Raw genomic sequence first — 14,060 nt, 5'->3', positions numbered from 1 at the left:
TCACCGTTTCGTTTCCAAGTGCCGGAGGGCATCCCCATGCCGCTTTCCCTCGTGCTGTTCGACTGCGACGGCGTCCTCGTCGATTCCGAGATCATCTCGGCCAAGGTCGACTCGAAGATGCTGAAGGAGGTCGGCTACGATATCCCGCCCTCCGAGATCGCCGAGCGCTTTGCGGGCCTCACGCAGGACCGGATCGCCGAGCTCCTGCAGGAAGAGGCGGGCATCCGCCTGCCGGAGGACTACAACGACCGGCAGCGGCAGGCGCTCGACGAACGCCTGGCCGCCGAGGTCGAGGCGATCGCGGGCGTCCATGAGATGCTGGATCGGATCGATCTGCCGCGCGCCATCTGCTCGAATTCATCCGGCGAACGGCTCAAGATGATGCTGGAGCGCGTGAAGCTGTGGGACCGCTTCCGGCCTTACGTCTTCCCGGCCCGCGAGGTGGGCACGAAGAAGACCAAGCCGGCGCCCGATGTCTATCTCTACGGCTGCCGCGAGTTCGACGCCAAGCCCGCCGAGACGATCGTCCTGGAGGACTCGGTGCACGGTGTCGCCGCGGCGGCGGCAGCCGGCTGCCGCGTCGTCGGTTTCGTCGGGGCGAGCCACACCTACCCCGGCCACGCGGACTCGCTGACCGACGCCGGCGCCGAAACGGTGATCCGGCGCCTCTCGGAGTTCCCCGCAGTCGTCGAGGCCTTTGCCGATTGGGAACAGGTCTGACGCGTCAGGAGCCGGGACGCTTTGCGCCGCTCTGCGGGCCTTCGTCGAACCCGGCATAGACCACGAGAGAGCGGCCCTTCGGCACGGCGATGCGGATCGCCCGGTCGACGTAGCGGAAGTCCTGCGCTCCGCCGGCCGGGGTCACTCCGACCGGTTGCTGGCCGAGCTGGCTGTAGACGAGCTGGTTGGCGTCGAGGATCGCAACGCGGATCGGCAACTGGACCTCGCCGGACCGCGCGGCCGGCCCCGGAACCACACGACCGGCAATGCCGACTTCCATGTAGAGCTGGCCATCCCGCACGCGGCACGAGCGCGTCGTGCCCGAGATCGAGGCGATGTACTGGAGATTGTCGCCCTCGCCTTTGCGCAGGATGGCCGTGCCCTCGCGAAGGCTCACCTGCGGACAGTAGTCCGGCACCGTACCCTCGCTCGAGGCCGCCCGGACCGGCGCGGGAGCCACCGACGCGCCGCCGCCGCCGGAGGTGCTGCAGGCGCCGAGCGCGAGGCCCGCCAGAACGAGGCCGGCGGCGTTGCGTGCGAAGATCAGCTTGGACATATGCATGCGGCGGTTCTTCCCATACCGTGTCGAGCCGTTCTATATCAGGCCCCTATCCGGGTTTCGACCGGGCGGGACGCGAAATCCGCGGCGCCCGGTTTTGCCGAACCGAAGGTTTGGGAGTTATCGTGAGATATGTCAGTTCGCGGGGCGAAGCTCCGGTCCTCGGGTTCGCCGACGTTCTCCTTGCGGGCCTCGCCAGCGACGGCGGCCTCTATGTGCCTGAGACCTGGCCGCAGATCGCCCCGGAAACGATCGCCTCCTTTGCCGGCCGCCCTTATGCCGAGGTTGCTCTCGAAGTCCTGAAGCCGTTCGTCGGTGACGAGATCGCGCCGGACGCGCTGGAGCGCATGGTTCGCGAAGCCTACGCGACGTTCCGCCATCCGGCGGTCGCCCCGCTTGTGCAGATCGGCGACCGTCATTTCGTGCTGGAGCTCTTCCACGGCCCGACGCTGGCCTTCAAGGACGTCGCCATGCAGCTCCTGGCGCGGCTGATGGACCATGTCCTCGCCCAGCGCGGCCAGCGTGCGACCGTGGTCGGCGCGACCTCGGGCGACACCGGCGGCGCAGCGATCGCAGCCTTCGCCGCCAGCGACCGCACTGACATGTTCATCCTGTTCCCGAAGGGCCGCGTCTCGCCGGTCCAGCAGCGCCAGATGACGACGGCGGGTTCGGACACCGTCCATGCGGTCGCGATCGAGGGCACGTTCGACGACTGCCAGGCGCTCGTGAAGGCGATGTTCAACGACGCCGCATTCCGCCGCGAAAGCGCGCTGTCGGGCGTCAACTCCATCAACTGGGCTCGCATCATGGCCCAGATCGTCTACTACTTTACCGCCGCCGCCAGCGTCGGCGCGCCTCGCAAGCCCGTCTCGTTCACGGTGCCCACCGGCAATTTCGGCGACATCTTCGCCGGGTTCGCCGCCAAGCGCATGGGCCTGCCGGTGGAGCGTCTGATCGTCGCCACCAACGAGAACGACATTCTGGAGCGGTGCCTGCGCACCGGGCGCTACGAGATGGAAGGCGTCCACGCCACCATGTCGCCGTCGATGGACATCGAGATCTCGTCGAACTTCGAGCGGTTGCTGTTCGAGGCGAGCGGGCGTGACGCGGGTGTGATTCGCCGGCTTATGGACCAGCTCAAGCAGTCCCGCGCCTTCACCGTGCCCGACGACATCCTCTCCTACATCCGTGCCGAGTTCGACGCCGGGCGCACCGGCGAGGGCGAAACGGCCGAGACGATCCGCGACCAGCTGGCGTCGACCGCCTATCTCCTCGATCCCCACACGGCGGTCGCCGTCGCCGTTGCGGAAAAGCGCATGGGCGACGTGCCGATGATCTCGCTCGGCACCGCGCATCCCGCCAAGTTCCCCGCGTCCGTCAAGGCGGCCTGCGGCACCGAGCCGCCCCTGCCCCCGAGCCATGCTGACCTGATGACGAAGGGCGAACGGTTCGACGTCCTTCCCAACGATCTGGACGCACTCCAGGCGTACATTCGCGAGCGCAGCCGCGCCGTGCGCCTCGGGGCCGCTGCATGAGCGTCGAGATCACGCGTCTTTCCAACGGGCTGACGATCGCCACCGAAACCATGCCGACGCTGGAAAGCGCGGCGCTCGGCGTCTGGGTCAAGGCCGGGGCGCGTGACGAGGCCAAGGGCGAGCACGGGATCGCCCACCTTCTCGAGCACATGGCCTTCAAGGGCACGAGCCGGCGCAGCGCGCGCCAGATCGCCGAAGAGATCGAGGACGTCGGCGGCGAGCTCAACGCATCGACCAGCGTCGAGACCACCGCCTACTATGCCCGCGTCATGAAGGACGACGTGCCGCTCGCCGTCGACATCCTCACCGACATCCTCCTCGACTCTCGCTTCGACGAGGAAGAGCTGGCGCGTGAGCAGCACGTCATCCTGCAGGAGATCGGTGCGGCCGAGGACACGCCGGACGACATCGTCTTCGACCACTTCCAGAGCGCGGCCTATGCCGACCAGATCCTCGGGCGTCCGATCCTCGGCACGCGCGAGAGCGTCAGCGGCTTCACCCCGGCCGAAATTCGCGCCTACCTGAAACGTCACTACTCGCCCGACCAGATGGTGGTCTCGGCCGCCGGCGCCGTGTCGCACGATGACGTCGTGCGCCGCGTCGAAGCGGCGTTCGGATCGTCGGCCTCCTCGGCGGAGGGAACGCATCGCCGCGCGCCTGCCGTCTATACCGGCGGCGACTTCCGCGAGGAACGCGATCTCGCCGACGCGCAGATGGTGCTCGGCTTTCCGGGTCGACCCTACTACCAGCGCGATTTCTATGCCGCGCAGGTGCTCTCGATTATTCTCGGCGGCGGCATGTCGTCCCGCCTGTTTCAAGAGATCCGCGAGACGCGCGGCCTCTGCTACGCGATCTCGGCGTTTCACTGGAGCTTCTCCGACACCGGCATCTTCGGCGTGCATGCCGCGACCGGCGAGGAGGAGATGGCCGAGCTCGCGCCGGTGATCGTGTCCGAACTGGTGCGTGCCACCGAGGGCATCACCGAGAAGGAAGTGAACCGCGCCCGGGCGCAGATGCGCTCTAGCCTCCTGATGAGCCAGGAGAGCCCCGCCTCCCGTGCCGGGCAGATCGCGCGCCAGCTGATGTTCAAGGGCGCGGTGCTCGAGAACGCCGAACTCCTCGAGCGACTGGCCGCGATCGATGCGCCGCGCCTCACGGACCTTGCGGCCCGCACGTTCCTCGGCACGACCCCGACGCTCGCCGCGATCGGCCCGGTCTCGCGCCTTCCCGACATCGGCGAGATCGCCAGGGGCGTTGCCGTCAGTTCCGCATCCGCGCCGGTCCGCAAACTCGTTTCGATCTAGACGAGCGAACCGCCATGGCCTTCTTCGACTGGGTTCAGCCAGCGGCTCAGCCTGTGCTGACGGGGCCCGGCGTCCTCCTACGGCTTCCGCGCGCCGCCGACTACGAGGCATGGCGCGACCTTCGTGCGCGGAGCCGCGCGTTCCTCACACCTTGGGAACCCAGTTGGACTGTGGACGAGCTCCATCGCAGTTCCTACCGGTTGCGGCTGCGGCGCTATCGACTGGATGCCCGGCAAAGGACCAGCTACACCTACTTTGTGTTCGACCGCGATGGAGCCGTGCTGATGGGAGGCCTGACCCTCGGTCGCATCCAGCGAGGCGTCGCCCAGACCGGAACTTTGGGTTACTGGATGGGCCAGCCCTTCGCAGGGCGTGGGATCATGACGCAGGCGGTCGAAGCGGTGATGGAGTTCGCCTTCGAGGTGCTCCGGCTGCATCGGCTGGAGGCTGCCTGCCTGCCACGCAATCCCGCGTCGATACGGCTTCTGGAGAAATCCGGCTTCTCGCGCGAAGGGCATCTGCGCCAGTATCTCAAAATAGCCGGTGTTTGGGAGGATCACCTGCTCTACTCGATTCTCTGCGAAGACCGGATGCTGGGCCGCATCCCGCCATCGGCTTGCTGACCATTCCTTCGCCTTCGCGAACAAAGGCCCGAACGCGCTCGATGCCGCAAACCTTCCGTCTCGCCCGCCAAATCCTGTGCCTGCTGACGCTGCTCGTCGCGTGTCTGGCGGCGGGGCCGAGCCACGCGTTGTCTCCGGTGTCCATCGGTCGCGAGGACATCGCGATCGACCTTGAGCCGGCGGTCGAGATCTTTCGCGACCGGGGTCGCAATTTCCAAGTCTCGACGGTGCCCGGCGCGGACGGCATCGTGCGCCGCATCGAGGTCGAGTCGACCGCCGCGACACCATCTGGCGACTGGGCCGTCTTCGCGTTGTCCAACAACTCGGACGAGCAGATCGACCGGATCGTCGTCGCGCCCCATTTCCGTCTCGCCAGCTCCGGATTCCTCTGGCCCGATCTCGGCTCGCAGCGCATCGCCGCGATCACGCCGTCCGAAGGATTCGCGCTCGATCGCCAGGAGAGCCCCGAGGCCGACGTCTTCCTGGTGACGCTCGATCCCGGCGCCATCATCACCTTCGTGGCCGAGCTTTCGTCCGATCGGCTGCCCGAGATCCGGTTGTGGGAACCGAACGCCTACAAGGACACGGTGAACGCATTCACGCTGTATCGCGGCATCGTCCTTGGCATCGCCGGTCTTCTGGCGGTGTTCCTGACCATTCTCTTCGTGGTCAAGGGATCGCCGATGTTCCCCGCGACCGCGGCGCTCGCATGGGCGGTGCTGGCTTATATCTGCATCGACTTCGACTTCTGGCAGAAACTGGTGCCGATCGTGCCGGGGCAGGAGCGAATATGGCGAGCGGGCACCGAGGTCGCGCTCGCCTTCACGCTCGTCGTGTTCCTCTACGCCTACCTCAACCTCAACCGCTGGCACGGCATCCTGTCGGCCTTCACTGCGCTCTGGCTGGTGGGGCTTGGCGCGCTCGGCGTGCTCGCGGCCTTCGATCCGCCGATGGCGGCCGGCATCGCGCGCATGTCGATGACGGCGACGGCCGGGTTCGGACTGCTCCTCATCCTCTACCTCTCGGCCATGCGCTACGATCGCGCAATCATGCTGATCCCGACATGGCTATTGATCGTCGTCTGGATCGCGGCGGGATGGCTGACGGTCACGGGACGCATCGACAACGACATCATTCAGCCGGCGCTCGGCGGTGGTCTCGTCCTCATCGTGCTTCTGATCGGCTTCACCGTCATGCAGCACGCCTTCGCGGGCGGCTCGTTCGCCGGAGGGCTCCTGTCGGACATGGAGCGGCGCTCGCTGGCGCTGGCCGGAACAGGCGACGCGATCTGGGACTGGGACGTCGCGCGCGATCGGATCTTCGCGGGTTGCGACACCGAAGGTCTCGACGGCATGCCGGTCGCGGCGATGAACGGTCCCGCTCGCGACTGGCTGCCGATCCTTCACCCCGACGACCGCGATCGCTTCAAGATTACGCTCGACACGATCCTCGAGCACCGACGCGGCCGGATCGCACAGGACTTCCGGGTGCGCGACGACAACGGCCACTATCACTGGATGAGCCTGCAGGCCCGTCCGGTGCTCGGCAGCAATGGCGAGGTGGTGCGTTGCGTCGGCACGCTGAAGGACGTGACGGAGCGCAAGAAGGCGGAAGAGCGCCTCCTCCACGATGCGCTGCACGACCAGTTGACCGGCCTTCCCAACCGCGAGCTTTTCATCGACCGGCTCGACTCGATCTCGTGTCTCGCGGCGACGCGCCCCGACGTCCGCCCCACCCTCTTCATGGTCGACATCGACCGCTTCAAGCAGGTGAACGACGAGTTCGGCATCGCCACCGGCGACACCATCCTGCTGACCGTCGGCCGCCGCCTGAAGCGTGTCCTCAAGCCGCAGGACTCGCTGGCGCGGCTGTCAAGCGACCAGTTCGGCGTCATCCTCATGTCGGAGAGCGACGTCGCAGCCGTCGGGGCCTTCGCCGAGACGCTGCGGGACGCCGTACGCGCGCCGATCACCTTCGCCAACCAGGACATCATCCTGACTGCCTCGATCGGCCTCACCGGCTGGACCGAGGGCGCCGGCGCCGACGAGGTTCTGCGCGAGGCGGAACTTGCGATGTACCAGGCGAAGCGTTTGGGAGGCGATCGTATCGAGCCCTTCCGCTCGGCCTATAAGACGCATAGTTCCGGCCGGGTCGAGCTGGAGTCCGATCTTCGGCGCGCCTTCGGTCGCAACGAGCTGTCGCTCGCGTTCCAGCCCATCATCAAGCTGTCGACCGGTGAGATTGCCGGCTTCGAAGCGTTGATGCGCTGGAACCATGCCAAGCGCGGCTTCGTCTCGCCGGCGGAGTTCATTCCGCTGGCCGAGAGCACCGGCCTGATCGTCCAGCTCGGCCAGTTCGCGCTCGACGAGGCGGCGCGACGGCTGGCCGACTGGCAGCGACTTCCCGGTCAGTCGAAGCTGTTCTGCTCGGTCAACATCTCCAGCCGTCAGCTGATCCGCCAGGACCTCCTGAACGACGTTCGGCAGATCCTGAAGCGCTATCACCTGGTACCGGAAACGCTGAAGCTGGAGCTGACCGAGTCGCTGGTGATGGACAATCCCGAGCGCTCCGCCAAACTCTTGGAGCGGCTGAAGGAGATGGGCGTCGGCCTGTCGCTCGACGACTTCGGAACGGGCTACTCTTCGCTCGCCTACCTGATGCGCTTCCCCTTCGACACACTCAAGATCGACCAGTCGTTTCTGCGCGGCGAACAAGTGCCGCAGCGCTCGATCCTCGTCCACTCCATCGTGACGATGGCGCACGAGCTGGGGCTGGCGGTGGTGGCCGAAGGCGTCGACAACGACACGGACGCCGCTCAGCTGCGAAAGCTGAACTGCGAGTACGCACAGAGCTTCATGTACGGCCATCCCCTGACGGCCGAGGAGGCACGGCGCCGCCTGCAGGAGCGCGGCGGCCGACGCGGCTCCGCCTGATCGAATGCGGCGGGTGCCGCCCCGTCAGGCGTGACCGGCTTCGGCCGCGAGGAAGACCGGATCGACACCGAGGATTGCGAGGGCCTGCGAGTACTTCGCGTCGAGTTCGTTGGCGAAGACGATGTCGAGGTCGGCCGCGCAGGTCAGCCAGCCGTTGGCGGCGATCTCGGACTCCAGCTGTCCCGCGCTCCATCCGGCATAGCCCAGTACCATGATGGCGTGGGTCGGCCCCTCGCCCCTCGATATGGCCTTCAAAATGTCGAGCGTCGGAGTCAGGGAGATACCGTCGTCCACCTCGACGGTCGATTCCGAATCGTAGTCATCCGAATGGAGGACAAAGCCGCGCCCCTGCTCGACCGGTCCTCCGTTGCAGACCGACACTTCCCTGCCCTTCTGCGGCAGGCGAATGTCGTCGGCGCTCTCGACGATTTCGAGCTGCGTCAGCAGCGTCGGGAAGCTCAAGGGCTGCGCCTTATTGATGATGAAACCCATCGCCCCGTTCGGGGAATGCGCGCAGACGTAGACAACGCTCCGGGCGAAGCGCTCATCATGCATGCCCGGCATCGCGATCAGAAAATGGCCTTCCAGGGAAGGCGTGTCGTCGGTCGATTGGCTGCGCATGTTTTCAAGGTCCATGAGGGGAAGATAGACATGTCCCGGCGGTTTTGCACCTGCGTCCGCACCGAAGGTCTTGGCCGTCTTGCGATGATGGCGACCGCCCTCCTCCTGGCCCCGGTTCCAGCGGTTGCAGCAGGCGGCGCAACGCCGGAAAATGTCTTTCGACAGGAAGGCGTGACCCTTCGCCTCACGGCTCTGCCAGCGGAGGCAGACGGTCACCTCCGCGGTGCGTTGTCGATCGAGCTCGATCCCGGCTGGAAGACCTACTGGATCGCCCCCGGTCCCGTCGGCCTCGCACCAAGGCTGGATCTGTCCGGATGCGTCGATCTCAAGGATGTCACGGTTGCCTTTCCGGTTCCTGATCGTTTTCGGGAGGGGGACGCGCAAAGCATCGGTTACTCGGACTCCGTGGACCTGCCGATCGAGGCACAAGCGACGGGACCCATGCCCCACCTGCATCTTCGCGCCTTTCTCGGCGTCTGCCGCGAACTCTGCGTCCCGGTTCAGGCCGAGCTTTCGGCCGATCCCAGCCGAAGCCTTTCCGACCGGGCGCTCGTCGCGCGAGCCGACGCGTCCGTGCCGGCCGCGACGGGTCCGCTCACCGTGCGCAGCGCTCGCTGGAGCGCGGACGCGACCGCGCTGCTCGTCGATGTGATTGCTCCTGAACAGACTGGTGCAGCGATCGATGCCTTCGTTTCGGCAGGGGACGGATGGGCCTTCGGCGTCCCGGTCCCGACGCATGCCGACCCGGTCAGTTCGCTGTCGATACCGGTCATCGCACGTCCGTCGGACGGAAAGCGTGCGGGTTCGGCCGATGTCCTGTTGACGCAAGGCGAGCGCGCGCAACTATCTCGTGCTGTACCGATCGCACCACGGTGAGACGTCGTGGGTTCGGCGATCGATAACGGAGACTGTATCCGAATGACCATTTCCATTGGCGATCGCCTGCCCGACGCTTCGTTCCGCGTGCCGGGCGAGGGCGGCCCCACCAGCATGACGACGGGCGATATCTTTTCGGGAAAGCGCGTGGTGCTCTTCGCCGTGCCGGGCGCCTTCACGCCGACCTGCTCGATGAATCATCTTCCCGGCTTTCTCGAGCACAACGATGCTCTGCGCGCCAAGGGCGTCGACACGATCGCGGTCGTTGCGGTCAACGACGTCCATGTGATGAAGGCCTGGAAGTCAGCCACCGAAGCCGGAGACCGCATCCTGTTCCTGTCCGATGGCAACGGTGAATTCGCCAAGGCGATCGGGCTCGACGCGGATCTCTCGGCCGGCGGCCTCGGGGTGCGCTCGAAGCGCTATGCCATGCTGGTCGAAGATGGCGTGGTCCGGCAGTTGAACATCGAGCCGAGCCCCGGCCAGGCCGACACGTCTTCGGCCGAGACCCTTCTGGCACAGATCTGACGATCAGGCCGTTGCCGAGCGCCGAGCCTTCTTGAAGGGCTCCATGCCGGCGCGCGCGAGCGCGTCGGCCCGCTCGTTCTCCAGGTGGCCGGCATGGCCGCGGACCCAGTGGAACGTCACCTCGTGACGCTGACGCTCCTCATCCAGCCGCTGCCAAAGTTCGGCGTTCTTGACCGGCTTCTTGTCGGCCGTGCGCCAGCCGTTCCGCTTCCAGCCGTGGATCCACTTGGTGATACCATCGCGCAGGTACTGCGAATCCGAATGGAGATGCACCGAGCAACCCCGCTTGAGGGCCGTCAGTCCCTCGATCGCCGCAAGCAGTTCCATCCGATTGTTGGTGGTCAGCGGCTCGCCGCCGGAGAGTTCCTTCTCGGTGTCGCCAAAACGCAGGATCGCACCCCAGCCGCCGGGACCCGGATTGCCTGAGCAGGCGCCATCGGTGAAGATATCGACCCGTGATGTCTCGCTCATACCGAGGGTCCCTGGCGTCTGAAACCATAATCCGCGACTGAGGCGACGCCGCGATGGAAACGGTTCTTGCGCAGATATTCCCGCGGATCCTTCTTGGTGACGAAGGATGTGTCGGGAATGTGGATCCAGTCGTAGAGACGCGTCAGGAGGAAGCGCAGCGAAGCGCCGCGCGCCAGCAGCGGCAACGCCTCGAGTTCCCGGTCCGAAAGCGGTCTCACCGCGTCATAGCCCTCGATCATCGCGCGGCCCTTCGTGACGTTGAAGGCGCCATCCACCTCGAAGCACCACGCGCAGAGGCAGATCGCGAGGTCGTAGGCGAGGATATCGTTGCAGGCGAAGTAGAAGTCGATCAGTCCCGAAAGCTCTCCCGAAAGAAAGAACACGTTGTCGGGAAAGAGATCCGCATGGATTACTCCACCGGGAAGGTCGGTCGGCCAGCGGCTTTCGAGCTCGGCGAGCTCGGTCGCGATCTCAAGGGATAATCCGTCGGACACCTTGTCGGCATCAGTGCCGCAGCCTTCGAAGAGCGGCCGCCAGCCGTCGACCGACAGCGCGTTGGGCCGAACGAGCTCGAAATCGGCCGATTTCGCATGAAGGTCCGCCAACGCGCGTCCGACATCGCGGCAATGCTCGGCGGTCGGCCGACGTGTCCACATGCCCTCGAGAAATGTGAAGAGCGCGGCCGGGCGTCCGGCGAGCTCGCCGAGCGTGCTTCCCTCACGCGGTTCCACGGGGAGCGGACACGAAAGGCCGCGTGCTGCCAGATGCTGCAGCAGTCCGATGAAGAACGGCAGATCGTTTCGATCAACACGCTTTTCATAGAGCGTCAGGATGAAGGTGCCGCCGTCGGTGCGCACCAGGAAGTTCGAGTTTTCGACCCCTTCCGCGATGCCCTTGTAGCTGAGGAGGCGCCCGACATCGTAGCGTGAAAGGAAGGCCGCGAGGTCGCCTTCGGCGACTTCCGTATAGACCGCCATGTCAGACCTGCCGGACGTTCGGCAGCGGCCGGTCGCCGTTGACGAAGGCCATGTCCGCCGACGTGAGCGGCACGTCGCGCAGCGATCGCATGACGGGGAAGTTTTCGTTCTCGACGGCGGTCTGCACGAGCTCGATCCGAACGTCGAACCGCTCGCGCAGCGCGGCGATGATCTCGTCCGTCAGGACTTCGGGAGCCGAGGCCCCCGCCGACATGCCGATCACCGCGCCCGGCGCGATCTCGCTCAATGGCACATCCTGCTTCCCCTGAACCAGAAGCGCGCGAGCCGCCCCAGCCCGCTCGGCCACCTCGACGAGGCGACGCGAGTTCGACGAGTTCGGCGCGCCGACGATCAGGAAGAGATCGGCGCCCGCGGCCGACGCTTTTACCGCGTCCTGGCGATTGGTCGTCGCGTAACAGATCGATTCCGATGAAGGCGCCTGCATCTCCGGGAACTTGCGCTGTAGCGCCTCGATGATTCCGGCCGTGTCCTCCACCGACAGGGTCGTCTGAGTGACGAATCCGAGCGCGGACGGATCAGCCGGCTGGTAGGCCGCAACGTCCTCTTCGGTCTCGATCAACGTCACTGCCCCTTTGGGAAGCTGACCCATCGTGCCGACGACTTCGGGATGCCCACGATGGCCGATCAGGAGCACCTGCCGGCCGAGCCGCATGTGACGCATGGCCTGCTTGTGGACCTTCGAGACGAGCGGACAGGTGGCATCGAGGTAGAGGAGTTCTCTCCGCTCGGCCTCGACAGGCACCGATTTCGGCACACCGTGGGCCGAAAACACGACGGGTTGTCCATCGTCGGGAATCGCGTCCAATTCCTTGACGAAGACCGCGCCCATCTGGCGCAAACCGTCGACCACGTACTTGTTGTGGACGATCTCGTGGCGGACATAGACCGGCGCGCCGAAGCGCTTGAGCGCCAGGACGACAATCTGGATCGCGCGGTCGACGCCGGCGCAGAAGCCTCGCGGCTCGCACAGGCGGATCGTGAGAGGCGGCTTGTCCTCGATCGCAGTCAACATCGTCTCCGGGGAAGCGTTCGGCGCGAATGAAGGGATCGGGGGCCCTCGTGTCAACCCTGACCGATCGTCCGACCCCGTCGCCAAAGATGCATCAGAAACAGAACGAGGATGACGGAGAGCGCAGCGGCCAGGCTGAACCAGGTGATGGCGTATTCGAGATGGCTGTTCGGAATGTCGATCACCGTAGTCCCACCGATCGGCGCGCCGGGCGCAATTTGTCCGGGTCCTGCGTCGATCAAAAACGGCAGCAGCCGGCTCCCTGCCGGCAGGTTCAGGCCTTGGGCCATGTCCGGGACGCTCCGCCAGAAGAAGGCGTTTTTCGCCGGATCGTTATCCGGCACGAACATGTTCGGCTTCTCGGTCGGCGCTGTCCGCGCCAGACCGGTCACAGTGACCTCGTCGGCCGGGTTACCGTCCTGGCGCGTGGCGGAGTCCTTTCGTTCATAGGGTACGAAGCCGCGATTGACGAAGACGACGGCTCCGTCGGCCAGCAGGAGGGGTGTCAGAACGTGCCATCCGGCGGCACCCTCGCGGGTGGCCAGGAAGAAGCGCTCGCCCGCGTGGAGAAAACGACCGCGGGCCGTAACCGGCGCATAGTCGATGTCCTCTCCCGCAACGACGCGCCGCGCGACGTCGGAGACGTCGACCGGCGGTGCATGGATGCGCGCGTTGATCGTCGCGATTAGTCCCTCTTTCCAGAATAGGCGTTCGACCTGCCATGCGCCGAGGGAGAGGAGGATGCCGAGCGCGGTGATCCCGACGACAAGGATGGCAGCGATGCGCCCCCGCGCCAGAGGTCGCGGCGCCGGCGCGTCGTGCGGACCCGTCCCGATGTCACCTGTGCTCATTTGGGTCATCTTCAGCTCTCGCCATCAACGAAAAAAGCGGCCGGGTCACGGCCGCTTTCGTCTTATTCGCTTCTGCGTGCGTCAGCCGTGGATCGGCGCGCCCCAGCCACCCCAGACGTAGACGGCGAAGAAGAGGAAGAGCCAAACCACGTCCACGAAGTGCCAGTACCAGGCTGCGGCTTCGAAGCCGAAGTGCTTGGCCGGGGTGAAGTGACCGCGGATCGCCCGCAGCAGGCAGACGGCCAGGAAGACCACGCCGACGAAAACGTGGAAGCCGTGGAAGCCAGTCGCCATGAAGAAGGTGGCGCCGTAGATCGAGCCGGAGAAGGCGAACGGCGCGTGAGCGTATTCGTAGTACTGGACGTAGGAGAAGATGAGGCCGAGCGCCACGGTGAGGGCGAGGCCGGTGATCAGCGACTTGCGGTCGTTCTCCAGCATCGCATGGTGCGCCCAGGTCGCGGTGGTACCGGACAGGAGCAGCGTGATCGTGTTGAACAGCGGCAGGTGAAGCGGATCGATGACCTCGATGCCGACCGGCGGCCATTGGCCACCCAACGCCTGTACACGCGCGGCCTGAACGGCTTCGTGCGGAAAGAGACTGGCGTCGAAGAAGGCCCAGAACCACGCCACGAAGAACATCACCTCAGAGGCGATGAACATGATCATGCCGTAGCGCAGGTGCATCGAGACGACGGGCGTGTGGTATCCCTCGTGGCTTTCCTTGATCGTATCCGACCACCAGGCGAACATCGTGTAGAGCACGATCGCGAGGCCGATCGCGAAGATCCACGGCGTGGCGAGGTTCATTCCAAAGATGTTGAACGGCGTCCCGGCGCTCCAGCGGAACAGCCCGACCGAGCCGAACAGCAGGAAGAAGGCGCCGACGGAAGCGACGAACGGCCACGGGCTCGGCTCGATGACGTGGTAGTCGTGATGCTTGATATGCGTGTCAGCCATGGTCCGTCCCGCTTGTCCCGCACCGCCGCACCCATGGGCGGCCGATGCGTCTGGATTCCGATTCCTGTTGTCGCC

14 protein-coding genes are annotated in these 14,060 nt (G+C 65.8%); 7 read left to right on the top strand and 7 right to left on the bottom strand.

From position 1 onward, the window contains the following. Window positions 1–36: 36 nt before the first annotated feature. Window positions 37–720, top strand: coding sequence for an HAD family hydrolase (locus tag ACLNGM_RS13545; protein WP_416355324.1), 684 nt, complete (start codon window positions 37–39; stop codon window positions 718–720). A 4-nt stretch (window positions 721–724) separates the two neighbouring features. Here the strand turns inward: ACLNGM_RS13545 and ACLNGM_RS13540 are convergent, their stop codons facing one another. Beyond that, window positions 725–1,282 (bottom strand): hypothetical protein, encoded by a 558-nt coding sequence (locus ACLNGM_RS13540; protein ID WP_416355323.1) that lies wholly within the window; start codon window positions 1,280–1,282, stop codon window positions 725–727. 122 nt (window positions 1,283–1,404) lie between these two features. Here ACLNGM_RS13540 and thrC point away from each other — a divergent pair, with 122 nt between their 5' ends. The 4 genes from thrC to ACLNGM_RS13520 are packed head-to-tail and all read left to right on the top strand — an operon-like array spanning window position 1,405 to window position 7,674. Next, window positions 1,405–2,814 carry a threonine synthase gene (gene thrC / locus ACLNGM_RS13535; protein WP_416355322.1) on the top strand — a complete coding sequence of 470 codons (1,410 nt, stop codon included), beginning with the start codon at window positions 1,405–1,407 and terminating at the stop codon, window positions 2,812–2,814. Beyond that, on the top strand, window positions 2,811–4,118 hold the full coding sequence (locus ACLNGM_RS13530) for a M16 family metallopeptidase (RefSeq protein WP_416355321.1): 1,308 nt from the start codon (window positions 2,811–2,813) through the stop codon (window positions 4,116–4,118). The genes thrC and ACLNGM_RS13530 overlap by 4 nt, the downstream gene beginning before the upstream one ends. Window positions 4,119–4,132: 14 nt before the next feature. After that, a complete protein-coding gene (locus ACLNGM_RS13525; RefSeq protein ID WP_416355320.1) occupies window positions 4,133–4,741 on the top strand; it encodes a GNAT family N-acetyltransferase in 609 nt (202 codons plus the stop codon). A gap of 41 nt (window positions 4,742–4,782) precedes the next feature. Continuing rightward, entirely contained in the window at window positions 4,783–7,674 is a 2,892-nt protein-coding gene (locus tag ACLNGM_RS13520) for an EAL domain-containing protein (RefSeq protein ID WP_416355319.1), read from the top strand. A gap of 24 nt (window positions 7,675–7,698) precedes the next feature. Here ACLNGM_RS13520 and ACLNGM_RS13515 read toward each other — a convergent pair whose 3' ends face one another. Then, window positions 7,699–8,295, bottom strand: coding sequence for a YqgE/AlgH family protein (locus ACLNGM_RS13515; RefSeq protein ID WP_416355318.1), 597 nt, complete (start codon window positions 8,293–8,295; stop codon window positions 7,699–7,701). Here ACLNGM_RS13515 and ACLNGM_RS13510 point away from each other — a divergent pair. Beyond that, complete coding sequence (locus tag ACLNGM_RS13510; RefSeq protein WP_416355317.1) at window positions 8,182–9,171, top strand: protein-disulfide reductase DsbD domain-containing protein; 990 nt, start codon at window positions 8,182–8,184, stop codon at window positions 9,169–9,171. The two genes, ACLNGM_RS13515 and ACLNGM_RS13510, sit on opposite strands and share 114 nt — an antisense overlap. 42 nt (window positions 9,172–9,213) lie before the next feature. Then, window positions 9,214–9,699 carry a peroxiredoxin gene (locus tag ACLNGM_RS13505; RefSeq protein ID WP_416355316.1) on the top strand — a complete coding sequence of 162 codons (486 nt, stop codon included), beginning with the start codon at window positions 9,214–9,216 and terminating at the stop codon, window positions 9,697–9,699. Between the two features lie 3 nt (window positions 9,700–9,702). Here the strand turns inward: ACLNGM_RS13505 and rnhA are convergent, their stop codons facing one another. The 5 genes from rnhA to ACLNGM_RS13480 all read right to left on the bottom strand — a co-directional run bounded on the left by rnhA (window position 9,703) and on the right by ACLNGM_RS13480 (window position 13,985). Continuing rightward, window positions 9,703–10,170 carry a ribonuclease HI gene (rnhA, locus tag ACLNGM_RS13500; RefSeq protein WP_416355315.1) on the bottom strand — a complete coding sequence of 156 codons (468 nt, stop codon included), beginning with the start codon at window positions 10,168–10,170 and terminating at the stop codon, window positions 9,703–9,705. After that, the gene (locus tag ACLNGM_RS13495; protein WP_416355314.1) at window positions 10,167–11,147 is read right to left on the bottom strand and encodes a homoserine kinase; all 981 of its coding nucleotides are present in this window, start codon (window positions 11,145–11,147) and stop codon (window positions 10,167–10,169) included. Before ACLNGM_RS13495 ends, rnhA begins: the two co-directional genes overlap by 4 nt. A gap of 1 nt (window position 11,148) precedes the next feature. Next, a complete protein-coding gene (ispH, locus tag ACLNGM_RS13490; RefSeq protein WP_416355313.1) occupies window positions 11,149–12,180 on the bottom strand; it encodes a 4-hydroxy-3-methylbut-2-enyl diphosphate reductase in 1,032 nt (343 codons plus the stop codon). Between the two features lie 50 nt (window positions 12,181–12,230). After that, a complete protein-coding gene (locus ACLNGM_RS13485) occupies window positions 12,231–13,028 on the bottom strand; it encodes an SURF1 family protein (protein ID WP_416355312.1) in 798 nt (265 codons plus the stop codon). An 81-nt stretch (window positions 13,029–13,109) separates the two neighbouring features. Next, a complete protein-coding gene (locus ACLNGM_RS13480; RefSeq protein ID WP_090960121.1) occupies window positions 13,110–13,985 on the bottom strand; it encodes a cytochrome c oxidase subunit 3 in 876 nt (291 codons plus the stop codon). Window positions 13,986–14,060 lie beyond the last annotated feature (75 nt).

Source organism: Aureimonas phyllosphaerae (assembly GCF_047943035.1).
In the GTDB taxonomy this organism is placed as follows: domain Bacteria; phylum Pseudomonadota; class Alphaproteobacteria; order Rhizobiales; family Rhizobiaceae; genus Aureimonas; species Aureimonas phyllosphaerae.
The sequence above is the reverse complement of the archived record's forward strand: the minus strand, read 5'-3'. Positions and strand labels throughout refer to the sequence as shown.